Annotated in this window: 22 protein-coding genes; 7 read left to right on the forward strand and 15 right to left on the reverse strand. The window is 67.0% G+C overall.

Features of this window, described 5'->3' with window-relative positions; genetic code table 11:
* Positions 1-615, reverse strand: coding sequence for a YqgE/AlgH family protein (locus MasN3_RS22710; RefSeq protein WP_281914576.1), 615 nt, complete (start codon positions 613-615; stop codon positions 1-3).
* A 286-nt stretch (positions 616-901) separates the two neighbouring features.
* Here MasN3_RS22710 and MasN3_RS22715 point away from each other — a divergent pair, with 286 nt between their 5' ends.
* Positions 902-2,356 carry a cryptochrome/photolyase family protein gene (locus tag MasN3_RS22715; RefSeq protein ID WP_281910435.1) on the forward strand — a complete coding sequence of 485 codons (1,455 nt, stop codon included), beginning with the start codon at positions 902-904 and terminating at the stop codon, positions 2,354-2,356.
* A gap of 132 nt (positions 2,357-2,488) precedes the next feature.
* Here the strand turns inward: MasN3_RS22715 and MasN3_RS22720 are convergent, their stop codons facing one another.
* From MasN3_RS22720 to MasN3_RS22745, 6 genes are all read right to left on the reverse strand, one after another.
* Complete coding sequence (locus tag MasN3_RS22720) at positions 2,489-7,708, reverse strand: hybrid sensor histidine kinase/response regulator (RefSeq protein WP_281910436.1); 5,220 nt, start codon at positions 7,706-7,708, stop codon at positions 2,489-2,491.
* Positions 7,709-7,736: 28 nt separating this feature from the next.
* Positions 7,737-9,986, reverse strand: coding sequence for a methyl-accepting chemotaxis protein (locus MasN3_RS22725; RefSeq protein WP_281910438.1), 2,250 nt, complete (start codon positions 9,984-9,986; stop codon positions 7,737-7,739).
* A gap of 55 nt (positions 9,987-10,041) precedes the next feature.
* Positions 10,042-10,581 carry a chemotaxis protein CheW gene (locus MasN3_RS22730; protein WP_281910439.1) on the reverse strand — a complete coding sequence of 180 codons (540 nt, stop codon included), beginning with the start codon at positions 10,579-10,581 and terminating at the stop codon, positions 10,042-10,044.
* Positions 10,578-10,967 (reverse strand): response regulator, encoded by a 390-nt coding sequence (locus tag MasN3_RS22735; protein WP_281910441.1) that lies wholly within the window; start codon positions 10,965-10,967, stop codon positions 10,578-10,580. Before MasN3_RS22735 ends, MasN3_RS22730 begins: the two co-directional genes overlap by 4 nt.
* Before the next feature lie 25 nt (positions 10,968-10,992).
* A complete protein-coding gene (locus MasN3_RS22740; RefSeq protein WP_281910443.1) occupies positions 10,993-11,388 on the reverse strand; it encodes a response regulator in 396 nt (131 codons plus the stop codon).
* A gap of 134 nt (positions 11,389-11,522) precedes the next feature.
* Positions 11,523-11,675 (reverse strand): rubredoxin, encoded by a 153-nt coding sequence (locus tag MasN3_RS22745; protein WP_029755924.1) that lies wholly within the window; start codon positions 11,673-11,675, stop codon positions 11,523-11,525.
* A gap of 218 nt (positions 11,676-11,893) precedes the next feature.
* On the opposite strand from MasN3_RS22745, the gene thiD reads away from it, so the two are divergent.
* Positions 11,894-12,712 carry a bifunctional hydroxymethylpyrimidine kinase/phosphomethylpyrimidine kinase gene (gene thiD, locus MasN3_RS22750; RefSeq protein WP_370662311.1) on the forward strand — a complete coding sequence of 273 codons (819 nt, stop codon included), beginning with the start codon at positions 11,894-11,896 and terminating at the stop codon, positions 12,710-12,712.
* 12 nt (positions 12,713-12,724) lie between these two features.
* The gene (gene hemL, locus MasN3_RS22755) at positions 12,725-14,017 is read left to right on the forward strand and encodes a glutamate-1-semialdehyde 2,1-aminomutase (RefSeq protein ID WP_281910447.1); all 1,293 of its coding nucleotides are present in this window, start codon (positions 12,725-12,727) and stop codon (positions 14,015-14,017) included.
* Between the two features lie 72 nt (positions 14,018-14,089).
* Here hemL and corA read toward each other — a convergent pair whose 3' ends face one another.
* From corA to mpl, 8 genes are all read right to left on the reverse strand, one after another.
* Positions 14,090-15,055 (reverse strand): magnesium/cobalt transporter CorA, encoded by a 966-nt coding sequence (gene corA, locus MasN3_RS22760; protein WP_281910449.1) that lies wholly within the window; start codon positions 15,053-15,055, stop codon positions 14,090-14,092.
* A 107-nt stretch (positions 15,056-15,162) separates the two neighbouring features.
* The gene (mtgA, locus tag MasN3_RS22765) at positions 15,163-15,882 is read right to left on the reverse strand and encodes a monofunctional biosynthetic peptidoglycan transglycosylase (RefSeq protein ID WP_281914578.1); all 720 of its coding nucleotides are present in this window, start codon (positions 15,880-15,882) and stop codon (positions 15,163-15,165) included.
* 39 nt (positions 15,883-15,921) lie between these two features.
* Positions 15,922-16,731 (reverse strand): shikimate dehydrogenase, encoded by an 810-nt coding sequence (gene aroE, locus MasN3_RS22770; protein WP_281910450.1) that lies wholly within the window; start codon positions 16,729-16,731, stop codon positions 15,922-15,924.
* A 4-nt stretch (positions 16,732-16,735) separates the two neighbouring features.
* Complete coding sequence (locus MasN3_RS22775; protein WP_281914579.1) at positions 16,736-17,590, reverse strand: energy transducer TonB; 855 nt, start codon at positions 17,588-17,590, stop codon at positions 16,736-16,738.
* A 220-nt stretch (positions 17,591-17,810) separates the two neighbouring features.
* Positions 17,811-19,862 carry a ribonuclease catalytic domain-containing protein gene (locus MasN3_RS22780; RefSeq protein ID WP_281910453.1) on the reverse strand — a complete coding sequence of 684 codons (2,052 nt, stop codon included), beginning with the start codon at positions 19,860-19,862 and terminating at the stop codon, positions 17,811-17,813.
* A 1-nt stretch (position 19,863) separates the two neighbouring features.
* Positions 19,864-20,445 (reverse strand): chorismate--pyruvate lyase family protein, encoded by a 582-nt coding sequence (locus MasN3_RS22785; RefSeq protein WP_281910456.1) that lies wholly within the window; start codon positions 20,443-20,445, stop codon positions 19,864-19,866.
* 8 nt (positions 20,446-20,453) lie between these two features.
* Complete coding sequence (locus tag MasN3_RS22790) at positions 20,454-21,032, reverse strand: YqiA/YcfP family alpha/beta fold hydrolase (protein WP_281910459.1); 579 nt, start codon at positions 21,030-21,032, stop codon at positions 20,454-20,456.
* Positions 21,029-22,396 (reverse strand): UDP-N-acetylmuramate:L-alanyl-gamma-D-glutamyl-meso-diaminopimelate ligase, encoded by a 1,368-nt coding sequence (gene mpl / locus MasN3_RS22795; protein WP_281910460.1) that lies wholly within the window; start codon positions 22,394-22,396, stop codon positions 21,029-21,031. The genes MasN3_RS22790 and mpl overlap by 4 nt, the downstream gene beginning before the upstream one ends.
* Before the next feature lie 195 nt (positions 22,397-22,591).
* Between mpl and MasN3_RS22800 the strand changes: the two genes are divergently transcribed.
* From MasN3_RS22800 to accB, 4 genes are all read left to right on the forward strand, one after another.
* A complete protein-coding gene (locus tag MasN3_RS22800; protein ID WP_281910463.1) occupies positions 22,592-23,221 on the forward strand; it encodes a hypothetical protein in 630 nt (209 codons plus the stop codon).
* A gap of 119 nt (positions 23,222-23,340) precedes the next feature.
* On the forward strand, positions 23,341-23,895 hold the full coding sequence (locus MasN3_RS22805; RefSeq protein ID WP_281910464.1) for a TlpA family protein disulfide reductase: 555 nt from the start codon (positions 23,341-23,343) through the stop codon (positions 23,893-23,895).
* 271 nt (positions 23,896-24,166) lie between these two features.
* Positions 24,167-24,604, forward strand: coding sequence for a type II 3-dehydroquinate dehydratase (aroQ, locus tag MasN3_RS22810; RefSeq protein ID WP_281910466.1), 438 nt, complete (start codon positions 24,167-24,169; stop codon positions 24,602-24,604).
* Positions 24,605-24,696: 92 nt separating this feature from the next.
* Entirely contained in the window at positions 24,697-25,167 is a 471-nt protein-coding gene (gene accB / locus MasN3_RS22815) for an acetyl-CoA carboxylase biotin carboxyl carrier protein (protein ID WP_281910468.1), read from the forward strand.
* Positions 25,168-25,353 lie beyond the last annotated feature (186 nt).

Below are 25,353 nucleotides of genomic sequence, written 5' to 3' on the forward strand. Positions count from 1 at the left end.
TTATGCATGGCCGGCTTCAGTAGCGAGCATCAGGGGATCGATTCCCAGCAGTTTGATGGCGGCGGTATAGCGTTCCTCGATCGGCAGGTCGAACAGGACCCTGGCGTCGGCGCCCACCGTGAGCCAGCCGTTGCGCGAGATTTCTTCCTCGAGCTGTCCCGGACTCCAGCCGGCATAGCCGATCGAGACCAGCATGCGGGCCGGGCCGGCGCCGCTGGCGACGGCTTCCAGCACGTCGATCGAGGTGGTGAAGGCGACGTCGTCGGTGACGGTGAGCGAGGAGGAGAAGCGTCCGCCCGGCGAATGCAGCACGAAGCCGCGGTCGTCCTGCACCGGGCCGCCGAACATGATCGGCTGGTCCACCACCGAGGAGCGCAGCCCCGGGGCGAGCTTCAGGTCGACGCGGTCGAACAGCACTTCCATCGTCATGTCGGTCGGCTTGTTGATGACCACGCCGAGCACGCCATTCTCGTTGTGCTCGCAAATATAGACGACGGTGCCGCCGAAGATCGGATCCTGGATCGAAGGCATTGCGATTAGGAAATGGTTGGCGAGGTTCAGCCCTGAAGAAGCCGGGCCGATCTTACCGAGCGTTTCACTCTGTTCCGGTGGCATGCCGGGCATCGGTAGAGTGCTGCCAACTTTGCTTTTTTTCATACGCTTACTCTCACATGGGCCCACTCTGGTTTGACCGCGAAGTGTCCACAAAACAACGTTACGCTTTTCGATAGTTTACACCGAATCGCTCCGAGGCCGATGAACTGCCCCGATAGACCCGCGATGCATATGCTGAAAAGCCCGTCAGCCGACCCGTCTCTGTCCCGCCCAGCTGCAAACGTAGTTCTGTTAGGACGAATCCTACCCAGTAAAATCGGCCGCCACCTTGACCCTGCACACGATGATGAATATAAGCAACTCCCTGGTTTGGTTCCGGCGTGACTTGCGGGCATTCGACCATGCAGCCCTGCACCAGGCCTTGACCTCGTCTAATTGTGTGTACTGCGTTTTTGTGTATGACAGCGACATCCTGGACCCGCTGCCGCGCGACGACCGCCGTGTGCGGTTCATCCACGCCAGCCTGGCCAGCCTCGAGGCCGAGCTGCGTCGGCTCGGCGCTTATTTGATCGTGCGGCAAGGCCGCCCTCTTGAAGTGATCCCGGCGCTCGCCACCGAACTGGGTGTCGACGCGGTGTTCGTCTGTGCCGATTATGAACCCGACGCGGTGGATCGCGACGCACGGATGAAAGCCAGGCTGGCGGCCGATGGTAGGAAATTTCTGAGCTTCAAGGACCAGGTCGTCTTCGAGCAGGACGAGGTGCTGACCCTGGCCAAGGGACCATTCTCGGTGTTCACGCCCTACAAGAACGCCTGGCTCAAGCGCCTGGCCGGCATGCCCGAGGCGCTGGCCGCGTATCCGGTCGATCCGTATGCGCATGCCTTCGCGCCGCCGCCGCCGGACGCGCCGCCCCTGCCCTCGCTGGCCGAGATCGGCTTCGAGCCGGGCGCGCCGCCGCTGCCGGCCGGGATGGAAGGCGCCGAGGAACTGTTCGAACGTTTCGTCGCGCACATCGCCGATTACGGCCGGGCGCGCGATTTCCCCTCGGAGGACGGCACCTCGCGCCTGTCGACCCACCTGCGCTTCGGCACCACCTCGATCCGCCACCTGGTGCGCACGGCGCGCCAGATGATCGAAAACGGCGCGGGCGGCGCCGGCGCCTCGGTGTGGCTGTCGGAACTCATCTGGCGCGATTTCTATTCGATGATCCTGGCGCGCAACCCGCAGGTCGTCACCCGCTCGTTCAAGCCGGCCTTCGATGCGCTGGCCTGGGACAGCGGCGCAGAAGCCGATGCGCTGTTCGCGGCCTGGTGCGAGGGACGCACCGGCTATCCGCTGGTGGACGCGGCGATGGCGCAGCTGAACCGCACCGGCTTCATGCACAACCGGCTGCGCATGGTGACGGCGAGCTTCCTCACCAAGGACCTCGGGATCGACTGGCGGCGCGGGGAGCGCTACTTCGCACTCAAGCTGAACGACTACGAGCTGGCCTCGAACAACGGCGGCTGGCAATGGGCGGCCTCGACCGGCTGCGACGCGCAGCCGTGGTTCCGGATCTTCAATCCGGTGGCGCAGTCGCAGCGTTTCGATGCGCACGGCGACTTCATTCGGGAGTGGGTGCCGGTCCTGGCGCGGCTCGGCGCGAAGGAGATCCATGCGCCGTGGCTGGCCGATGCGAACCTGCTGGCCGAGCGCGGGGTCGTGCTGGGGCGGGATTATCCCTTGCCGGTGGTAGACCATGATGTCGCGCGCAAGCGAACACTGGAGAGGTTCGCGGTCGTCAAGAAAACCAATGGCTAAAATCGGCATTCGTAGGGTGGGCGGGGGAAAATAGTCCAGTGGACTGTTTTCCCGCCCACGCGGGCAACGATCGCCGGTCCGACGCGGCGGATCCGGTGTCAACGATCACCGCGTGGGCGGAATCCGCCCGCCCTACGATTTTTCTCGGTTCAGCAGACTCTCGATTGCCGCCAGCAGCACCGGCTCCTGGTAGGGCTTGCCGAAGTAGGCATTCACGCCCAAGTCCAGCGCGACATTGCGGTGCTTGTCCGCCGTCCGCGAGGTGATCATGATGATCGGAATCGACCTGGTCGCTTCCCTGCTGCGCAGCTCGCGCGTCAGGTCGAAGCCGTCCATGCGCGGCATCTCGATATCCACCAGCATCAGGTCGGGCCGCAGCGCTTCGATCTGTTCGAGCGCGTCGACGCCGTCCTTGGCCAGCATCACCCGGTAGCCTTCGCGCTCCAGCAGGCGCTGGGTCACGCGGCGCACCGTGATCGAGTCGTCCACCACCATGATGGCGGCTTTCCGTTCGGGCGGCGCCTCCTCGGCGACGGGGGCGAGCGGCGCCGCGGGACGCTGGGCCAGCGCCACCGGATCGAGGATCAGCACGATCTCGCCCGTGCCCAGCACCGTGGCGCCGGCGATGCCCGGGACCCGCGAGAGCTGCGGGCCGATATTCTTGACCACCACTTCGCGGTTGCCCAGCACCTCGTCCACGCGCAGCGCGATGCGCCCGCCGGCGCCATGCACCACCAGCACCGGGTTCAGGCGCTGCAGCGCGCCGCCATTGCCTTCGCCCAGCAGCACGGCGAGCGTGTGCAGCGCATGCGGCTGTCCTGCCACGGAAAGCGTGCCCGCCGCCTGCGCCGCGTCCAGTTCGGTATCGCGCACCTGCAGCACCTGCTCGACCAGGGTGGCCGGCAAGGCATGGGTGCGCCCGCCGCTCGCAACCAGCACCACCTGCGCCACCGCCAGCGTCAGCGGCAGGTGGATGGCGAAGCGCGTACCCTTGCCCGGCTCGGTCGAGACCAGCACCCGCCCGCCCAGCGCCTGCGCCTCGGAGCGCACCACGTCCATGCCGACGCCGCGCCCGGCCAGCTCGGTGAGCGTGTCGGCGGTCGAGAAGCCCGGTTCGAAAATCAGTTCGGCGGCTTCCTGGTCATTCACGACCTGGTCCGGCTTGATCAGGCCCAGGCCGCGCGCCTTGGCGCGGATGCGCTCCAGGTCCAGCCCGGCGCCGTCGTCGCTGAACACGATCGCCACCTCGTTGCCGTGCTGGCTCACCTGCACCAGCACCTCGCCGGTTTCAAGCTTGCCGGCCTCCTGGCGCGCGGCGCGCGGCTCGATGCCGTGCACGATCGCGTTGCGCAGCAGGTGTTCGAACGGCGCCGCCATCTGTTCCAGCACGCTGCGGTCGATTTCCACCGCGCCGCCGCGGATGTCGAGGTTGACGCGCTTTTCAAGTTCTTTCGCGGTCTGGCGCGCCACCCGGAACAGGCGCTCGGCCAGGTTCGCGAAGGGCACCATGCGCACCCGCATCAGGTCGCGCTGCAGGTCGCGCGTCATGCGCGCCTGCGCCGCCAGGTCTTCGACGGCGCTGTCCACCGTGCGCGACAGGCCTTCGTGGAAGGCTTCGACGTCGTTCACGCTCTCGGCCATCATGCGCGTCAGTTCCTGCAGGCGGGTGAAGCGGTCGAACTCGAGCGGGTCGAACTTCTCCTCGCCGGCGATCGACAGGGTCGACGCGATCTGCGACTCGGCCTGCATCTCGATCTCGCGCATCTGGCGGCGCAGGCGGTCGAGGTTGTCCGAGAAGTCGGACAAGGCGCCCTTGAGCACGCCGACCTGGTTTTCCAGGCGCGAACGCGTGATCGACACCTCGCCCGCCTGGTTGACCACGCGGTCGAGGATGTCGGCGCGCACCCGCACCAGCGGCGCGCGGTTGCCCGGCTGCTCGGCGGCCGCCGGTACGCTTGCGGGCGCCGCCTGCGCCGGCATGGCGGGCTGTTGCAGCTGTTCGAACAGCAGCAGGGCCCCATCGTAGTTCGCCAGCAGTTCATCGAAAGCCGCGGGCGTGGTGGTGCCGGCGTGCACCATGTTCTCGATCTGGGTTTCCAGCTCGTGCGTATGCTGGCCGAGACGCATCGCGCCGGCCATGCGGGCGCTGCCCTTGACCGTGTGCAGGGCGCGCTGCAAGCCCTGGGCGATGGCATGGTCTTGCGGATTCTGCTGCCACTGGCGCAGGCCGTTGCCGATCTGCGGGAACAGGTCGGCGCCCTCTTCCAGGAATACCGGCAGCAGGTCCGGATCGAGTTCGTCGCTGAAACCCGGGCTCGCCGCCAGCACGCTGTCGGCCGCGGCGGGCGCGGGTTCCGGCGCCGCTACCGGTGCAGGTGCGGATGCGGATGCGGGTGCGGGGACCTGGTCCGGCACGGCCGCCACGCTTTCCGGCGCCGCATCGAGCGCCGCCTCGTCGGGCGTGACCGGCACGAACGCGGGCTGCGGCTGCGCAGGCGCGGCCTGGTCGAGGGCCGGCGCGGCAAACGGATCGTCGAGGAAGCTGTCGAACAGCGCGTCGATCTCGTCGGCCGCGCGCTCCTGTTGCGGTGCTTGTTCCTGTGGCTGTTCCAGTTCTTCGTGCGGCGCCGCCAGGATCGCGCCGTAGGCGCTGGCGAACAAGGCGTCGAGTTGCCCGGCCAGGTCCGGGTCGACTTCGCCGTACACGCTGGCCGCCTGCTGGCTGGCCAGGCGCGCCAGCAGCGCGTCGAGGCGGGCGATCAGCTCCGGTTGGGCCGGGGCCAGTTCACCGAGGCCGAAGATCTGCAGCATCGTGCGTGCGCACCCCAGGGCCGTGTCCAGCAGCTCGCGGCCGTCCTCGTCGAGCGTCGGGCCCGGCGCCGCCAGCTTTTCCAGCGCCAGCTCGAGCGCATGGGCGACGTCGCGCAGCGCGGCGTAGCCGACCGTAGACGAGGTGCCGGCCAGGGTGTGCGCCGCCTTCAGGGCTGCCGCGGACGCGCGCCGGTCCGGCTCGGCGCGCCAATCCTCGAAGTCCTGCGCCAGCTGCTGCACCAGGGTCTCGGCTTCGTCGAGGTAGATCGTGTACAGGCCGAGCGGGATGTCGAGGCCGCCGATGCGTTTCGTGCCCGGTTCCGGTTCCGGTGCCGTCTCCGGTGCAGGTTCCGGCTCGAGGATGTCCTCGAGCACCGGCACCGGGATGTCTTCGGGCGCGGCGCCCGCCTGCACCCGCGCCGCGGCCGCCACCAGCGCCGCGCTGTCGCGGTTTGACGCGCCGCCGGCGGCCAGTTCCGCCACCCAGGCGGACAGCTCGGCATGCGCCTGGCGCAGCAGGCTCAGGAGCTCGGGCGTGGCGCTGCGCGCCTCGGCCAGCCACAGGTTCATGACGCGCTCCACCGCGGCGGCGCCTTCGGCGAAGCTGTCCAGGCTCACCATGCGGCTGCTGCCCTTGAGCGTGTGGAAGCCCCGGCGCAGCAAGGTCAATGTCTCCTGGCTGGCCGGGTTGCTCTCGGCCTGGGGCAGCGCCTCGAGCACGAAGCCGAGCACTTCCTGGGCTTCCAGGATGAAGATCTCGAGCAGTTCGGACTCGATGCTCGTTTCCTGCTGTTGCGGCGCCTGCGTTCCGGGCGCCGGCGCCGTGTCGACGAATTCGAAGGGCAGCTCGCGCAACAGGCGTTTCTCGGGGTCGAAGCTGAAGCGCCCCTTGGCCGCCTCGCTGTCCTGCGCCAGCAGGTCGGTGAAGAAGCCAAGCGCGCCGATGTTCTGGGCGATGTTGTGCAGCACCGCGGACTGCGTGCTCAGCTCGCCGTCGCTGCCCTCCAGCAGCCGTACCTGGCCGGCGACGTGGCGCACCGCCTCCACGGCCTGTTCCTGGTCGAGAATGGACAGGGCCCCCTGCAAGCCGTGCAGCACTGGCTCGGCCTGGGCCAGCGTCTCGCGCCTGGCCGGGTTGTCGTAGTAATCGTCGAGCAGCTTCTCGACCTGACGCAGGCCGGCCTTGATCTCGCCGGCCAGCACCGCCACGGTCTGGCCCTGCTGGATCTGGCGCGCCAGTTCGCCCTGCCACTGCGGCGCATCCGGCGGGGTCTCGCCGGCGGCCAGGGCCAGCAGGCGCGCGCCGACGGCTTCGGCATGCTCGGCGAAGTCCTCGGGCAGCTGGCGCAGCTGGTCCAGGCCGTTCTCGACGAACAGCATGGCGGTGGCCATCTCCAGGCCGAAGTCATCGCTGCGGCCGGCCTGCATGGCGTCCGTCGCGGCACGGCCGAGTTCGCGCATCAGCTGGGCCAGGGCCGGGGCGCCCAGCTTTTCGCTGGCGCCGGCCAGGCGCGAGAGCTGTTCGTTGAAGTCTTCCTTGACCGCGAGATCGCCCTCGGTGGCGATGCGGTCCCAGTCCGACTTGGTGCGGGCCAGCGCCTCGCGCGCTTCCTGCAAGGCGGCCTGGTCGATGCGGCCGTAGCGGCGCACGGCGTAGTCGGGCGGCACCAGGCCGTCCAGGCCGCAAGCCTGGCGCAGGCGCCTGGCGTCGGCATTCGGCTGGCTGGCCGCCGCGACGAAGAACAGCGCGTCGCGCAGCATCGCGTCGGGCGTGCCGCCCTGCCCCTGCGCCAGGCGGCGCAGCTGCAGGTTGACCTGCCCGAGCAGCTGCTTGACGTACAGCTCGCTGTCGATCTGGCCGTCGGCCACCACGCCGGCAAAGGCGTGCAGCGCCTGCCAGAACAGGCGCGCGCGCGGCTCGCCCTGGCTGGCCGCGATCGGGGCCAGGGCGTCGCGCATGCCGGCCGCATGCTGCGCCTCGCCGCTCTTCAGGTAGGGCAGCAGCGCCTTTTCGAAGCGCGCGCGGCAGGCCGCGATGTCCGGTTGTTCGCCGGATGCGGGCGCGTCCAGTTCGACGCCCTTGCCGAGATCGGCCGGCAGCAGATCGGAGGGGTGGATGCGTTCCACCCCCAGCCGTTCCTGCAGGTCGCGGTAATACGGGAACAGGCGCGCCGGCTGCTGCGCGCTGCCGGCGAGCAGCTCGTCGAGGTATTCGACCAGGGCCTGGTAGGCGTCCTGCACGGTCTTCACCGCATCAAGCGTGCACGCCACCCGCCCATCCTTGAAGGCGTCGATCAGCTGTTCGGCCGCGCCGCCCAGCACCGCTGCGCCTTCCACGTCCACCAGCTGCAGGGCGCCGTCGGCCTGGTGCAGGTGGGTCTTGGCGTGCAGCAGCAGGGTCGGCTGGGCCTCGGGACTGCGTCCGGCCGCATCGCGCAGGGCCGTGCCCGAGCGCCCCAGCGCATCCCGGATCTCGCCGATCACCCAGGAAAGGGGACCGGTATCGAAGGCTGGCATGCGCTGGGAAGATGGGTTCGTCATGGGCTCGGGTTAGGGATGATCAAGCTGGTTATGCCGCCACGCGGAAGCGCGACACGGAATCCTTCAGTTCCTGTGCCAGCAGCGCCAGCTCGCGGATCGACTGCGCCGTCTGGCGCGTGCCGCCCTGGGTCTGCTCGGTCACCGACAGGATATGCTGCATATTATGGGCCACACCGTCGGCGGACGTCGCCTGCCGCTCAGCCGCCCCCGAAATGTCCTGGATCAGCTCCGCCAGGCGGTTCGACACGCGCGAGATGTCCGAGAGGGCGGCGCCGGCCGCATCGGACAGGCGCGCGCCCTCGACCACGCCCTGGGTCGACTTTTCCATCGCCGCCACGGCGTCGTGGGTGTCGGCCTGGATGGTGCGCACCAGCGCGCCGATGCCCTTGGCCGCCTCGGCCGAGCGTTCCGCCAGGCGCTGCACCTCTTCCGCCACCACCGAGAAGCCGCGCCCGGCCTCGCCGGCCGACGCCGCCTGGATCGCCGCGTTCAGCGCCAGCACGTTGGTCTGTTCGGTGATGTCCGAGATCAGGTCGGTGATCTCGCCGATCTCCTGCGAGGATTCGCCCAGGCGCTTGATGCGCTTCGAGGTTTCCTGGATCTGCTCGCGGATCTCGTTCATGCCCAGGATCGCGTTCTGCACGGCGCGCGCGCCCTGCTCCGCCGCCGCCACCGACTGGCGCGCCACGTCGGCCGATTCGTTGGCCGAGCGCGACACCTCCGCAATCTCGGTCGCCATGCGCAGCACCGTGCTGGATGCCTCCTGGATCTCGCGCGACTGGGCGTCGGCCGCGCCCAGCAGCTCGGTCGACACCGCCTGGGCGCCGCCGGCGGCGCGCGTCACCTGCTCGGTGGTCCTGATGACCCGCAAGACGAGTTCGCGCAGTTCCTCGACCGTGTAGTTGACCGAGTCGGCAATCGCGCCGGTGATGTCTTCCGAGACGGTGGCGTGCACGGTCAGGTCGCCGTCCGCCACTTCCTGCAGTTCGTTCATCAGGCGCAGGATCGCCGCCTGGTTCTGGTCGTTGGTGGCCTTTGCTTCCTCTTCCTTGGCCTGGGCCAGCTGGCGCATCGCCTCGGCCTCGCGGCGGCGCGCTTCGGCGCCGCGCGCGCGGTTGCGCGAGTCCAGCAGCATCACGCGGCTGATGCTGCCGCCCATGGCCAGGGTGAACACCGAGGCACCGACCAGCACCCAGAACCAGCCGCTCCGGGTCTCCAGCGCGCTGCGGTACTGGCGCTGCACCTGCGCCAGCGTCGAGCGCAGGCCCTCGTTGTCGCGCGCGATGACCTGCTCGGCGGCGTGGGCGGCGTTGAAATTGTGCGCATTGGTGGACAGCGGCGCCAGGCCTTCCTGCCAGCCCTGGTAGGCGGTGCGGGCGTCGATGAGGCGCTCGCGCAGGGCCGGATCGATCCCGGCGACGGTGCCGGCGGCCAGGGTGCCCAGCAGCGCGCCCAGTTCGGCGCCGTCGCGCGCGATGGCGCGGGCGGCGTCGCGGTGGGCCGCGCCCGGCGCCAGGTAGGCATGGGTGGCCACCGACAGGCGTTCGGCCAGCCCGGCCATGCGGCCCAGGGCGGCGTTGGTGGGCTGCTTGTCGGCGATCGACTGCAATTCCAGGGCAAGCGGCTCGAATTTGCCGACGCTGGCGCCGAAGCCGACCAGGTGGCGCTTGTTGCCGACGATGGTGGTGGCGGCGGCGTTCGAGGCGACCCAGGCCGAGCGCGCCCTGGCCAGCAGCGCTTGCAGTTCGCCGGAGGACGCCGGGAAGGTGTTGCCGTCGGCCTGGCCGCCGCGCGCCAGCAGCTGCAGCAGGCGGCCGACTTCGGCGCGGCTGTCGTCGAGTTCGTTGAAGGCCTTGAGGTCGCCGCGCAGCGCGTTCGGTGCGGCCTTGGCCACGCGCTGGGCATGCATCAGGGCGTCGGCGGCGACCTGGCCCTGGTTCGACACCACGTCGGTGCGGGCCCCGTTCTGCCACATCGCCAGCACGGTCAAGAGGATGCCGGCGACGAAGGCGGCCAGCACCAGGCGCAGCTGGCGCGACAGCGACAGGTGGCCAATCAGCGGCAGGCGCAGCTCGTCGCCCTCGCCGCCGGGCTCGCCCGTGCCCGGCTGGGCCTTGCGCGCGCGCGTGCCGCCGAGGCGGCGCGCGGCGGCGTCGGCCGAGCCATGCGCGGCGCCGTCATGGCCGGGCGACGGCTGCGGCACGCCGGCGCCGAACTGGGTGTCGGGCGAGGCCAGCACGGTATCGTCGTCCGCGCTGTCCTTCGAGAATACGTTCATGCTGAGTTTCGAGGCGAATCCCATACCGGCTCCTGGTCCTGCTCTTGTTGGTGGTTTAGCTGCGTTGGCCCGGCTGCTGGGCCACGTGCAGGAAGCGCTCTTCCCGCACCAGGGCCGCCAGCGACAGCGGCGTCCAGGCATTGTCGTCGGCATCGCGCAGGACCTCGCCCTCGCGCCGCATGGCGGCCGCCTGGCGCAGGCCATAGACGCGCTCGGCCAGCAGCGCGCAGTTGAAGCCGAGCGTAGGGGCGAAGGTCACCAAGCGCATGCTTGGTGTGACGCCTGGAGGCGGGCCGTCCGCGCCGAGGTAGCGCGCCAGGTCGATGACGCCGACCAGGGTGCCGCGCACGTTGGCCAGGCCGAGGTACCAGGGCTGCGTCAAGGGCACGCGCGCCAGCGGCACCGGCGACACGATCTCGCCGGCTTCCAGCAGGTCGAGCAGGTAGCGCGTGCCGCCCACCTGCATGCCGAGCTGCTGGATCGGCGCGCCGCCGCCGCCCTTGGCCGCCTGCATGCGCTCGAGGAGCTGTTCCTGGTATTCGCGCAGGCGGGTGCGGCGCGCCGCCGGGTCGGGCTTGGCCTCGCCCCCGTTCATGCCGCGGCGGCCGCAGGCTCGGCGTCGAGCGAAGCGATGCTGGCCAGCAGCAGCGCCGGGTCGACCGGCTTGATCAGGTAGTCCCGGGCGCCCTGGCGCATGCCCCAGATGCGGTCGGTTTCCTGGTTCTTGCTACTGCAGATGATGACGGGGATCTTGCTCAGCTCCGGGTCGCGCGCGATCGAGCGCGTCACCTGGAAACCGTTCGCGCCGGGCATGACCACGTCCATCAGGATCAGTTGCGGGCGCTCGGCGCGGATCTTGTCGATCGCCTCCTCGCCGTTGATGGCGGTGCTGACGGCATAGCCGGCACGCGCCAGGATGTCGGTCAGGTAAAAGCGTTCGGTCGGGGAATCGTCGACGATCAGGATGTTTTGAATGGCCACCTTGGGCTCCGGGGTCGGTAATCGGTCAAGCCTTTGGCGCCGTGTGCTCGCGCACCGCGGCCAGCAGGCTGTCTTTGGAAAACGGTTTGGTGAGATAGGCGCTGGCCCCGACCATCGCGCCGCGCGCACGGTCGAACAGGCCGTCCTTGGACGACAGCATCAGCACCGGGGTGGCGTGGAAGCGCGCGCTCTTCTTGATCAGGGCGCAGGTCTGGTAGCCATCGAGACGCGGCATCAGGATGTCGCAGAACACCAGCGCGGGATGGTGGTCGTTGATCTTGGCCAGCGCGTCGAAGCCATCGTCGGCCAGCACCACCTGGTAGCCGGCCTGGGTCAGGAAGATTTCGGCGGAGCGGCGGATCGTGCTGCTGTCGTCGATCACCATGATGGTCAGGCCGGTCGGGTGCGGCGATGTCGTCATTTTCGTTTCACTTCAGCATGAAACGCCACGATAGCACAGGGTTTTCGCCTTGTGCGTGATGTGTTGCAATACGTCAACTATGGGGTGGGCATTCCCGTAACATCTTGCAAACACACATGTTTTTGACACAATGTTTAGATAGCCGTCATCTCGAAATCGTCCTTGCGGGCGCCGCATTCCGGGCAGGTCCAGTTCATCGGCACATCGGCCCAGCGGGTGCCCGGTGCGATGCCGTCGTCGGGGGCGCCGGCGGCCTCGTCATACACCCAGCCGCAGATCAGGCACATCCAGGTCTGGAATGGGGCCGTCGAATCATTACTCACAATATGCTTCTTTCTATAAATTACGAGCCTCGAAGAACCGTAGCGAGCGGCCGCAATGCTGTCCGAGAAGCACAGCTGTACGAAAGTACAGCGAGCATCGCAGGACGGCAGTGCAACGCGTAGTAGGTTGTTCGAGGTCTCGTCTAGTAAAATGGAGAGTCAGGTATCTTAATCTAGGCGTCGTGCAAAACCAACCGTTACCCCTCATCCTGACATTCGGCGTGTCCGACCCGGTCGGCGCGCTCGGCGTGCAGGCCGACCTGGCCGCCTTTGCCGCGCATGGATGCCATGGCCTGTCGGTGGTCGCCGGCCTGCTGGTGGCCGACAGCGCCAAGGTGGAAAACCTGCATGAAGTCGACAGCGACTGGATGGCCGACCAGGCCCGGGTCCTGCTGGAAGACATGCCGGTGGCCGCCTTCAAGGTCGGCGCCGTCGCCACCGTGCTGCAGCTGGCGGCGATTGCCGAGATCGTGTCCGACTATCCGGACGCGCCCCTGGTCCTCGATCCCTTTCTCTCCGCCCTGCCCGACTCGGGCCTGGCCGACGAGGAGATGCTGTCCGCGATCCGCGCGATCCTGGCGCCGCAGACCACCGTCCTGATGCTGTCGCAGTCGGAACTGGGCCGCATGGCCGAGACCTGGCGCGAGGTGCCCGACGAGGGCGAGGAGAGCCAGGACGCCCTGCTGGCGGACGTGGCCGAACTGACCAATGCCGGCTGCCAGTACGTGCTCGTCACCGGCACCCGCGACGAGCACGGCACCTGCTCCAACACCCTGTTCGATGCCGGCGGCGTGGTCGCCAAGGTCGAATACCAGCACCTGCCGGGCCCGTTCGTGGGTGCGGGCAATACCTATTCGGCGGCCTTCACCGCCCTGATGGCCTGCGGCATGGAAGCGCCGCAGGCGCTGTTCGCGGCCCAGGAGTACACCACCGGCGCGCTCGAACACGCCCAGCGCTTCGGCATGGGCAAGTTCATTCCCAATAAATTCTACCGGGGCTGACCCGGCTACATCATGACCGACACCACTTCCAAGAACGACCAACTGTTCGCCCGCGCCCAGCAAAGCACGCCGGGCGGCGTGAATTCGCCGGTGCGCGCCTTCCGCTCGGTGGGCGGCACGCCGCGCTTCATCACCCGCGCCGAAGGCCCCTACTTCTGGGATGCCGACGGCAAGCGCTACATCGACTACATCGGTTCCTGGGGCCCGGCCATCGTCGGCCACGCCCACCCGCAGGTGATCAAGGCGGTGCAGGAAGCGGCAAGCCGCGGCCTCTCGTTCGGCGCGCCGACCGAAGGCGAGATCGAGATCGCCGAAGAGATCTGCCGCCTGGTGCCGTCGATCGAGCAGGTGCGCCTGGTCTCGTCGGGCACCGAGGCGACCATGAGCGCACTGCGCCTGGCGCGCGGCGCCACCGGGCGCGACAAGATCGTCAAGTTCGAAGGCTGCTACCACGGCCACGCCGATTCGCTGCTGGTGAAAGCCGGTTCCGGCCTGCTCACCTTCGGCAACCCGACCTCCGCCGGCGTGCCGGAAGATTTTGTGAAGCACACCCTAGTCCTCGACTACAACAACATCCCGCAGCTGGAAGACGCTTTTGCATCGATGGGCGACACCATCGCCTGCGTGATCGTGGAACCGGTGGCCGGCAACATGAACCTGATCCGCGCCACCCCGGAATTCCTGCAGCGCATGCGCGAGCTGTGCACCCAGCATGGCACCGTCCTGATCTTCGACGAAGTGATGTGCGGTTTCCGGGTCGGCCTGGGCGGCGCCCAGGAGATGTACAACATCGTGCCGGACCTGACCGCGCTGGGCAAGGTGATTGGCGGCGGCCTGCCGGTAGCGGCCTTCGGCGGCCGTGCGGAGCTGATGCAGAAGATGGCGCCGCTCGGACCGGTGTACCAGGCCGGCACCCTGTCGGGCAACCCGGTGGCGGTGGCGGCCGGCATGACGACCCTGAAGCTGATCCAGGAGCCGGGCTTCTACGAGAAGCTGGGCGCGGCCAGCGCGCGCCTGGTGCAGGGCCTCACCGAGGCGGCCCGGGAGCACGGCATCCCCTTCTGCGGCGACGCGGTGGGCGGCATGTTCGGCTTCTACTTCAACAACAGCATCCCGTCGACCTACGGCCAGATGATGGCCGGCGACAAGGAGCGCTTCAACCGCTTCTTCCACGGCATGCTGGACGAAGGCGTGTATTTTGCGCCGGCCATGTTCGAAGCGGGCTTCGTCTCAAGCCAGCACACCGATGCCGTGATCGACGAGACGGTCGAGGCGGCGCGCCGGGTGTTCAAGCGCATCGGCTGATCAGGCTATACGAAGCAAAACGGGCGGTGAAATAATATTTCACCGCCCGTTTCTTTTTGAAATTTTATTTCATCAGCGCAGCCAGCCGCGGCGACGGAAGTACCACAGCGGCGCGATGCCGCAGGTGATCATCAGGCCGACCGCGAAGGGATAGCCGAACGTCCAGTCCAGCTCAGGGAAGACCTTGAAGTTCATGCCGTAGATGCTGGCGATCAGGGTCGGCGGCAGGAAGGCGACCGAGGCCACCGAGAAGATCTTGATGATCTTGTTCTGGTTGATGTTGATGAAGCCGACGGTGGCATCCATCAGGAAGTTCACCTTGTCGAACAGGAAGGACGTGTGGCCGTCCAGCGATTCGATGTCGCGCAGGATCTGGCGCGCCTCCTCGAACTGGTCGGCGTTGAGCAGCCGGCCGCGCATCAGGAAGCTGACCGCGCGGCGCGTGTCCATCATGTTGCGGCGGATCCGCCCGTTCAAGTCTTCCTCGTGCGCGATCGCGTTCAGCGCGGCGGCCGCGTCCTGGTCGGTGAATTCCTTCTGCAACACGCGGGTCGAGACTTCTTCCAGCGCCTCGTAGATGCCCTCGAGCGCGTCCGCCGAATACTCGGCGTCGGTCGCATACAGGTCGAGCAGCACGTCCATGTAGTCTTCGATCGAGCCGGGACGCGAGCGCGCGCGCAGGCGCACCAGGCGGAACACCGGCAGGTCGTCGTTGTGCACCGAGAACAGGATTTTTCCGGACAGGATGAAGGCGACCGTGATCACCCGCGACGGGCCGGCGTCTTCCTCGACCAGGAAGTCGGTGCGCAGGTGCAGGTCGCCGTTCTCGGCTTCGTAGTAGCGGGCCGAGGCCTCGATGTCCGACACCTCGTCCTCGCCCGGCAGCGTCACCCCATAGGTCGTCTTGACCAGGATGCGCTCCTCGTCGGTGGGCTCATTCAGGTCGACCCAGACCGGCGACACATTCTCCAGGTCTTCGCGCGAGTCGACGCTGACCTGGTTCAGGCGGCCATTTTGTAGGACAAATACGTTGATCATGCGCTTCTCTCGGGCCGGGATTCGAAAACTGCGCAAGTGTAACCGACTGGCCGTGCAAGCGGCCACCCCGTCACGACAATTTCGTCACGGGTGCGGCGAATCGCGCCTCAGGGCAGCTCGGCGAAGCGCAGCTGGCGCTGGATGGCGTTGGCGCGGCGCGCCAGGTAATTGGTCACGCCGCGCTTGTCGTAGTAGCGCGGGTTGGGCAGCATCACCGCCAGGCGCGCCGCCTGGGCCGGGCCCAGGTTGGCGGCCGAGGTACGGTAGTAATAGCGGGCGGCGGCTTCGGCGCCGAACACGCCGCGCCCGAATTCGACCACGTTCAGGTAGATCTCGAGAATGCGGCGCTTGGGCATCACGGTCTCCAGCATGAAGGCGATGATCATCTCCTGCCCCTTGCGCAGGTAGCTGCGCGAGCCGCTCAGGAACAGGTTCTTGGCCAGCTGCTGGGTGATGGTCGAGCCGCCGCCGACCACCTTGCTGCGCCGCTTGTTCTTGTCATAGGCTTTCTCGAGGGCTTCCCAGTCCACGCCGCCATGCTCGATGAAACCCGAGTCTTCCGACACCACCACGGCGCGCTTGAGGTTGTCCGAGATGCGCTCGTAGGGCACCCACTGGTGCTTGAGCTGGGCCTTCGGGTTCTTTTCCTGCAGGGCCGCCAGTTGCTGGCGCATGAAGCTGGTCGAGGACGGGTTGAACACCGCATACCAGCACACCATGGCGAAGAAGTAGAGCTGGACCAGCAGCACCAGCAGGATCGGTCCGAGGATCAGCCACTTGAGCCAGCGGCGCGAGGACTTCGCAGCCACTTTGCGGGTTTTACCCATCGTGATTGTTGTCGTGCTCATTGTTGTCCTGCTTGTGTGTTATGCGCGCATCTTCCTGAACACCTCCGCCGTATCGGGCCGCACGCCGCGCCAGATGGCGAAGGCTTCGGCCGCCTGCTCCACCAGCATGCCCAGGCCGTCGCGGGTGGCGGCGCCATGGCGGGCCGCGAACTCCATGAACACGGTGGGCCGGCTCGCGTACATCATGTCCAGCGCCAGCGTGCCGGGGCCGAACACGCTCGCCGCCACCGGCGGCACCTCGCCCGCCAGGCTGCCCGAGGTGGCGTTGACGACGATGTCGAAGCCGCCTTCGACCTCGCTGAAGCCGGTGCCATGGACCGGAATGCCATGGCCGCCGAAATCCTCGGCCAGGCGCACGGCGGTGGCCACGGTGCGGTTGGCGATCACGATCTCGCGCGGACCCTGCCCGATGAAAGGCAGCAGCGCGCCGCGCGCGGCGCCGCCAGCGCCCAGCAGCAGGATGCGCTTGCCGCCCATCGCGACGCCGGCATTGCGGGTGATGTCGGCCACCAGGCCGGGGCCGTCGGTGTTGTCGCCGACGATCTCGCCCTGGGCGAAGACCAGGGTGTTGACGGCGCCGGCGGCGCGGGCCCGCTGTGCCAGGCGGGTGCAGAGCGCCGCGGCCTCGATCTTGAACGGCAGGGTGACGTTGGCGCCCTTGTATCCTTCGGCGACCAGGCGCCGCACGGTCGCGGCAAAGCCGTCGAGCGGCGCGAGGCAGCGCTCGTAGACCAGGTCCTGGCCGGTCTGGCGCGCGAAGATGGAATGGATGTCGGGAGATTTGCTGTGGGCGATCGGGTTGCCGATCACGCAGTACTTGTCGCTCAATTGCTCATCCTTCGCTGCCTCGGAGTTCGGTCTGCATCTTTTCTTCGCGGGTGAAGCGGAAGCGCGTGATCACTTCCCACAGGTCGTCCTTGCCCTGCGTGCGCATGTTGGCCGGGAAGTTCCCGAAGGGCGCGGCCTGGCGCACGATCTTCAAGGCGGCCGCATCCAGGGCCGGATTGCCCGAACTGCGTTCGACGCGCGGGCCGCCATCCCTGGTATAGATGGTCCCGTCCTGAAACACCGGGATGTAGACCACCAGTTCGCCGTACAGCTTCTTGCCGTTGTGCTGCGGGAAGTTGAGCGTGCCGACCTCCTCGATCCGCTTCTGCATCTCTTTATAGTAGAGCGCGTAGCCGACCTGGCGCGTGCTGGGCGTGATCTGGGTGCGCTTGGGGCGCTTGTTCTGGTCTTCGATGCGCTCGATGACTTCGGCCGCCGCGCGCGAGATGGCGCGGCTGGTGTCGAGCGCGTCGGCGCCCTGACGGGTGGGGTCGGGCTTGTCCTGCTCGGTCTTCGGCGGCGCATGGAACTGCGAGGCGCGCACGCGGGTCAGGACGCTCTGCTGTTGCTGTTCCAGTTCGGCGATGCGGCGCTGCAGGGCCTTGATGCTTTCGCCGTTCTCGATTCTCCGCAGGTCGGGCAGCGGGGAACGGGCGCGGCCGGCGTCCGCGCTGCCGCCGCCGTCCAGGTTGGCCTGGGCCAGCGCATCGGCCTTGGCCGGGGCCTTGGCATGCTTGGCGTTGACCAGGATGACCTCGAGTCCCGGGTCGGCCGGCTGCTGGCGGAAGGCGTCCGGCGCGGCGAAACGCACCGCCAGCAGCGCCGCATGCGCAAGCACGGAGACGCCGAGGGCGATCATCAGGGGACGGTTATCTTGCAAATACTTCACTGCGCGTGCCCGGACGGGCTGTTGGATCAGGGATGGGGCATTCTAACCTGCAACTGCAGCGTGTGGTGCGGTTTGGAGTTGTAGGGTGGACGGCTCTGCCGTCCGCGCGTTCAAACACATGATGAACAGCTGCGCGGCTATTCTTGGTCTGGCTGGACGCGCGGACGGCGAAGCCGTCCACCCTACAATATCAGGCGGTGCCGGCGTTGGCGGGAACTTCCACGCCATCCTCGGTCGTAACGGCGGCCACGACACCCTCGGCTTCCACGACTTCGGCCAGCGCCGCCTCGCCGGTATCGCCCTCTTCCTCTTCTTCCAGCTCCAGCGAAGCATCCGGCGCCACCGCCGCCACCTCGAGCAGGCGCGCCTCGAGCGACAGGTCGACCTCGTCCCAGCGCACGATATCGAGCTTGACCTGGGCGCCGCGCGCCAGCTGCGGCATGCCGGCCAGGCGCGCCACCAGCGGGATCTCGACCAGGCGCACCACTTCCTCCTTCAGCACCACGGCGTCGACCTGCTTGGCGTTCTCCTGGCCCAGCCAGCGCAGGCACCAGTAGCGTTCCATGTTTTGCTGGAAGTCGTTGTAGGCCGCGTAGGCCGCGTCGAACGCGGAGACGATCGAGAACAGGGTCGCGTCGCGGTGCTTGAACGGCGCCACCAGCGGCGCGGTCACGCCGTGCGAGGCGCAGGCCAGGATCTGCCACTGGTTGACCAGGTCGGTGTAGCGGCGCAGCGGCGAGGTGCTCCATGCGTACTGGTCCACGCCCAGGCCCTGGTGCGGGGCCGCATGGGTGACCATGCGCACCTGGATCTTGGCGTTCCAGCCGCCCGCGCCCGGCCCCTGCGAGCGGTAGATGCCCGGCACGCCCGAGTCGTGCAGCAGCTTGCCCCAGGTGCTGTTGGCGAAGATCATCAGCTCGGCCACGATCTTGTCGAGCGGCGCGCCACGCTTGCGGCGCACGATGCTCACCACGTCGTCGTCCACGTAGAAATTGAAATCGACGCGGTTGGCCTGCTCGGGTTTCAGGCCGAAGGCTTCGCGCTTCTGCATGCGGCCCGCTTCCAGGTGCAGCGCCCATTGCCACAGCAGGGCCAGCTCCTTCTTGTGCTCATATTCGCCGCTGCCCGTGTTCAGCGCTTCTTCGGTGACGATGGCGTCGATCTCGTTCAGGCGCAGGTTGCGCTTGATCGGCACGCGCTCGGCGCGGGTGGTGGTCGACAGCACGGTCCAGTCCTGCGGGTTCAGCACCGCGTACAGCGACAGCGCCGGGCAATCCGTGCCTTCGGCCAGGGTGAAGGCATCCACCACGTCGTCCGGCAGCATGGTGATCTTGTCGCCCGGCATATAAACGGTGGACATGCGCGCGCGCGCGATCTTGTCGATTGCATCGTCCGGACGGATGGCCAGGCCTGGCGCCGCGATGTGGATACCCACCCGCACCGTGCCGTCCTCCAGCCAGACCACCGACATGGCATCGTCGATCTCGGTGGTGGTGACGTCGTCGATCGAGAAGGCGGCGACGTCCGCCAGCGGCAGGTCGCTTGGTGCCTGCGGCACCTCCAGCGGGGGGAAGCCGGCGCCGCGCGGGAAGTGCTCGAACAGGAAGCGCGACATGTGCAGTTCCTTCGGCGACGCCAAGCCGCCCGTACGCAGCATCAGGCGCGGCGCCGTGGTCTGCAGCTCGGAGGCGGCCGCTTCCAGCGCCTTGTATTCGATGGTGTTCTTGTCCGGCTTGAACAGCAGCTGGTGCACGATGGACTGCATCGATTGCGGCAGCTTGCCGGCCTTGAGTTCCTCGACGTAGCCGGCCTGCACGATGGCCTGCTGCTTCTTCTTTTCGATGCCGGCCAGGGCCGCCTTCAGGGTCTGCTCGGGAGCGGCCTTGTAGCGCCCGCGGCCCTTTTTATGGAAGTAGATCGGCGCGGCGTGCAGCGCCAGCACCAGGCCGGCGGCCTCGCCCGGCAGCGGCGCGTGGCCGAAATACTCCAGACCGAGTTCGGCGAAGCCGAATTCTTCCTGGCCCGCGACCTCCCACAGGAAGTCCAGGTCCACCTCGGCGGCGATGCCCTTGGCGGCGGCCAGCAGCGCTTCCGGCTCGGGCTTGTCGAACTGGATCAGCACGTCCTTGGACTTGACCTTGCTGCGCTTGCCGCTGGCCAGCTCCACCTGGTAGGCCTCGCCGGCCTGCGACAATACCGTGCCGACCTTGAAATCGCCCGACTCTTCAAAAAATACGTTCATGTTATTTCGTGTTCTGTTGTGTTCCGGTCGGCTTCAGGTCCAGCACCGAGGGCAAGAATACCTCGGTGACCAGCAGCAGGCCTTGACGGCGGCGGTAGACGCAGCGCCGCGCATAATAAAGAGAGTCCTCCGCCCCGCCGAGGGCCGCGCGCACGCGCTCCATCAGCGGATGGCCCGCGCGGATGCGCGCGTATTCCAGCCGGCCACGGCGCACCAGCGGGTCGTAGAACAGCGTGGTGCCGAGCGAGCGCTCGCCCAGCGCCGAAAACAGCGGCCAGTCGCTGGCAGTGCAGCCCGTCGGGACCACCGTGTGGCCGAACACCCGCGGGCGGCCATCGCATACCAGCAGCACTTCGCGCTCCCACACCCGCCCCGGACGCGCCAGGCCGATCGCCCGCGCCTCGTCCGCCAGACAGGTGGCGGAGTTCTGGTGCAGGCGGCGCACGCGGAAGGTCTCGCTGTGCGCCATCAGGCGCGCCGTCAGCGAGCCCTCGGTGGTCAGCCAGTCGCGCATCTTCTCCGGCGCGCGCACGGCCCGGGCATGCGGCTGCCATGCCGCCAGCCGCAGCGAAGCGCTTCTCATGCCAGCCTTCACTGCGCCGCGCCCGCGTCGCAGAAGGCCAGCACGGCGTCGACATACTGCGGGAATTCCGAGATCGCATGGTCGCTGCCCTCGATCACGTGCTGCTTCGCCCCGGCGTAGTGCGCCACCATGTCGCGGTAGTCCAGCACCTCGTCGCCGGTCGCGGCGATCAGGAAGTAACGTTCCGGCCTGGTGATCTTCTCGACGCGCAGCGCGGCCAGCTCGTCGATGTACTCCGGGCGGAACTCGAAAGGTTCGTCCGAATGCCAGGCCGTGGTCACGCCGACGTGGTGCGTCAGGTTCTTCAGGGGATTCACGGACGGGTTGAGCAGCACCGCCGGCACGCCCAGGCGCTCGGCCAGCCAGGTGGCGTAGAAGCCGCCCAGCGAAGAGCCGATGATGGACAGGTTGGCGGGCGCGTGGCGCTCGGCCAGCAGCAGGCACAGCGCGATCGCCTCCTTCGGCGAGGCCGGCAGCTGCGGACAGATCAGCTCGTGCGCGCGGCCGGCCTGTTCCAGCGCCTTCTGCACCACCCGCGCCTTGAACGACTTCGGCGAGGAACGGAATCCGTGGAGGTATAAGATCATGGAGCCAGCGCGTCCAGCAGTTTCTGGTGCACGCCGCCGAAGCCGCCGTTGCTCATCACCAGGATGTGGTCGCCCGGCTGGGCCGCCTGCACGATCGCCTGCACCATGTAGTCGAGCTGGTCGAAGCTGTGGGCGATGCCTCCCAGCGGCTTCAACGCGTCGGCCAGCGACCAGCCCAGCGCCTGCTGGCTGCCGAAGCCGAACACCAGGTCGGCGTCCTTCAGGCTGCCCGGCAGCGCATCCTTCATGGCGCCCAGCTTCATGGTGTTCGAGCGCGGCTCGAGCACGGCCAGGATGCGCCCGCCGGTCCCGATCTTCTGGCGCAGGCCGCCCACGGTGGTGGCGATCGCGGTCGGATGGTGGGCGAAGTCGTCGTACACGGTCACGTTATTGACGACGCCGCGCACTTCCATGCGCCGCTTGACGCTCTGGAAGCGCGCCAGGGAAGCGATCGCCTGCGAGGTCGGCACGCCGACGTGGCGCGCGGCGGCGATCGCGGCCAGCGCGTTCGAGCGGTTGTGGTGGCCGGTCAGGTCCCAGTGCACGGTGCCCTGGACGTCGCCATTGAACAGCACGTCGAAGCTGCCGCCCTGGTGCTCGACCAGGCTCCAGTTCGCGCCTTCGGACAGGCCGAAGCTTTCCTTCTCGCTCCAGCAGCCGCGCTTGATCACGCGCGCCAGCGAGGCTTCGTCGCCATTGACGACCAGGCGGCCCACGCCCGGCACGGTGCGCACCAAATGGTGGAACTGGGTTTCGATGGCGCCGATGTCCGGGAAGATGTCGGCGTGGTCGTATTCCAGGTTGTTCAGCACCGCCGTCTTGGCGTGGTAGTGCACAAATTTACTGCGCTTGTCGAAAAAGGCGGTGTCGTATTCGTCGGCCTCGATCACGAAGAAGTCGCTCGGCTTGTCGCCGTGCAGGCGCGCCGAGATGCCGAAGTTCATCGGCACGCCGCCGATCAGGAAGCCCGGCGCATAGCCGGCGTCTTCCAGGATCCAGGCCAGCATCGAGGTGGTCGTGGTCTTGCCGTGGGTGCCGGCGACGGCCAGCACCCATTTTTCGCGCAGGATGTGCTCGCCGATCCATTGCGGGCCGGAGACGTAAGGCAGGCCGCGGTTCAGGATCTCCTCGATCAGCGGGTTCCCGCGCGTCATGACATTGCCGATCACATACAGGTCGGGATTCAGCGACACCTGTTCCGGACCATAGCCCTGGATCAACTCGATGCCCTGGGCTTCGAGCTGGGTGCTCATCGGCGGATAGACGTTGGCGTCGCATCCGGTGACGCGATGGCCGGCTTCCTTGGCCAGGACCGCCAAACCGCCCATGAAGGTGCCGCAAATACCGAGAATGTGAATGTGCATGGTCGAGGAAGAAATAGCTGGGCTAAATGAGTCCGAAAGCGCGATTCTACCTGACCCGCTGTCATTTTCCGCGCAAGAGCGTCGAACAAAGCTCCCAGGGCAAGGCGCATCGTCGAAGACAGTACGCTAGTACGGCAAGACGATGCAACGCAGCAATGGGAGTTTTGTTAGGCGCTCTCGGAGTATGATTCAGGCATGCCTACACCAAACAAGGACATACTCCAGTTGCGCGCCGAAATTGCTGCCCTTGCTGCGCGCATGATCGCCCAGGATGGCGCCGACTATGACACCGCGCGCCGCAAGGCGGCCCGCCAGGTGCTCGGGGTGGACCGCCCCAGCCCCAACCTGATGCCCGACAACATGCAGATCGAGGAACAGGTGCGTCAATACCAGGCCCTGTTCGGCGGTCCCGGCCAGGCCGAGCGCCTGCTTGCCCTGCGCGAGACCGCCCTGCAGGTCATGGACCAGCTCGCCGACTTCCGCCCCTACCTCACCGGCGCCGTCCTGAACGGCACGGCGGGCGAACACGACGACATTCACCTGCAGCTGTTCGCCGACAGCGCCAAGGAAGTCGAGATCTTCCTGCTCAACCGCAACGTCAATATAGAGATTTCCGAAACGCCCCATTTCAAGGGCGGCCGGCACGATCCGGTTGAAACGGTCAGCTTTATGTGGCATAAGGAAACTATCCATGCCGAGTTGTACGACTTTCATGACTTGCGCGGGGCCTTGAAGCCGCGCGCCGATGGCCGCCTACAGCGGGTCGACGCAGCCGGGCTGCGCGCGCTGATGGCGAATGATGAAGGACTGCTCGTAAAACCGTAGCGAGCGGCGGCAGTTCGGCTCGAGAAGCGCAGCCGTACTTTAGTGCGGTGAGCATCGCAGGGCCGAAATGCAACGCACAGTAGGTTTGACGAGCGGTCCGAAACCCTGGAACAGGACGAATGAATAAGAAACACGTGGCCGTGTATGCGGCCGTTGCCGCGATGTTCGGCATCATGGGCGCCCTGGTGGCGATCAACAAGAAAGACCCTCCTCCCCTTACCACCGCCATCGCGCCGACCGGCGGCAAGCCGCATACCGCCGTCGACAAGCTGTTCGCGCAGTCGCTCGACGACCTGCAGGGCAAGCCGCAGCCGCTGGCCAAGTGGCGCGGCAAGCCGCTGGTGGTGAATTTCTGGGCAACCTGGTGCGCACCCTGCGTGCAGGAAATGCCGGAGCTGTCGGAACTGGCAGGCAGCGACGCCGGCAAGACCTTCAACGTGATCGGCATCGGCATCGATTCGCCGTCGAACATGCAGGAATTCGCGGCCAAGCTCAAGATCGCCTATCCGCTGTATGTGGCGGGAATGGGCGGCACCGAATTGTCGCGCGAGTTCGGCAACACTGCCGGAGGCCTGCCGTATACAGTATTGATCGGCGCGGACGGGCAGGTGCGCAAGACTTACCTGGGCAAGCTGAAGTTTGACGAATTGCGCGCGGATTTGGCGAACTTGTAGGGGTGATTTGGTCCAGTGGACCAAATCACGCTTTGCCGACCGCGCGTTCAACCAGCAATGGAATAGACGAGCGGGCGGCATTCAGGAAATTTGAACGCGCGTACGGCAAAGCCGTACACCCTACAAATACGGGACGCTGCATATACGTATCGAACGACCGTTCTTTTCCGAATTTCTTCGAATATGCCTTCATCGACTGGCAATTTTACTGCTTGCCAATAGCCGAGCTTGACGGCACAATGCCTTCCTTTCGGGCGTTCAGACTCTAAACATGGCGAAAAAGCTACTGCTGCTTAATGGCCCCAACCTCAATTTATTGGGGACCCGGGAGCCGGCGGTGTACGGCGCGACGACGCTGGCCGACATCGAGCAGGCAGCCAAGGCACAGGCGGCAAGCGCGGGCGCAAGCCTCGATTGCTTCCAGAGCAACCATGAAGGAGCCCTGATCGACCGCATCCATGCCGCGCGCAGCGAGGGCGTGGATGCGATCGTCATCAATCCGGGCGGCCTGACCCATACCAGCGTGGCGCTGCGCGATGCGCTTGCCGCGGTGGCAATCCCGTTCGTGGAGGTACACATTTCGAATGTCCATGCCCGCGAGCCCTTCCGGCACCACTCGTACTTGTCTGCAATTGCGCAAGGCGTAATCTGCGGCTTGGGTCCGGACGGATACCGGTTTGCCATCGACTTCGCGCTTAAATCGCGTTAATCTACGTCAACTTCATGTATCAGCGGCGACGCGGCCACCCACCAAACGCGACGCCCGCTCTCTAAAACGAATAAAACACCAAGGGGTTTCACATGGATCTCAGAAAACTCAAGACCTTGATCGACCTGGTCGCCGAATCGGACATCGCTGAACTCGAAGTGACCGAAGGCGAAAGCAAGGTCCGCATCGTCAAGTCGTCCGCAAACCCGCAAGGCCAGATGATGATGATGCCGCAGCAGGCCGTGCAGCACTACGCCGCGCCGGCCGTGCAGGCCGCCCCGGCACCAGCCGCAGCGCCGGTAGCCGCCCCTGCCGCCGCCGAGCAGACCGGCCACGTGGTCAAGTCGCCGATGGTCGGCACCTTCTACCGCAGCTCGGCGCCGGGCGCCCCGGCCTTCGTCGAAGTCGGCCAGAGCATCAAGCAGGGCGATACCCTGTGCATCATCGAAGCGATGAAGCTCCTGAACGAGATCGATGCCGACGTCGCCGGCACGGTCACCAAGATTCTCGTGGAAAACGGCCAGCCGGTCGAATTCGGCCAGCCGTTGTTCGTGATCGGCTAAGAGCGCCTAACAATTCCGCCATGGCCGCGTCGCATCGTCTCGCCGTACCGAGGTACTGAATCCGACGATGCGCCCGACTCTGGGGCTTTGTTAGACGCTCTATTCGTTTCGGCGGCTTCCTGCCGCCAGCCCATCCTATGTCGTGTCCGGCGCGCTTTCTGATCCAGACTGTTGCGCCGGTTTTCA

It is taken from the genome of Massilia varians (assembly GCF_027923905.1).
Classification (GTDB): Bacteria; Pseudomonadota; Gammaproteobacteria; order Burkholderiales; family Burkholderiaceae_D; genus Telluria; species Telluria varians_B.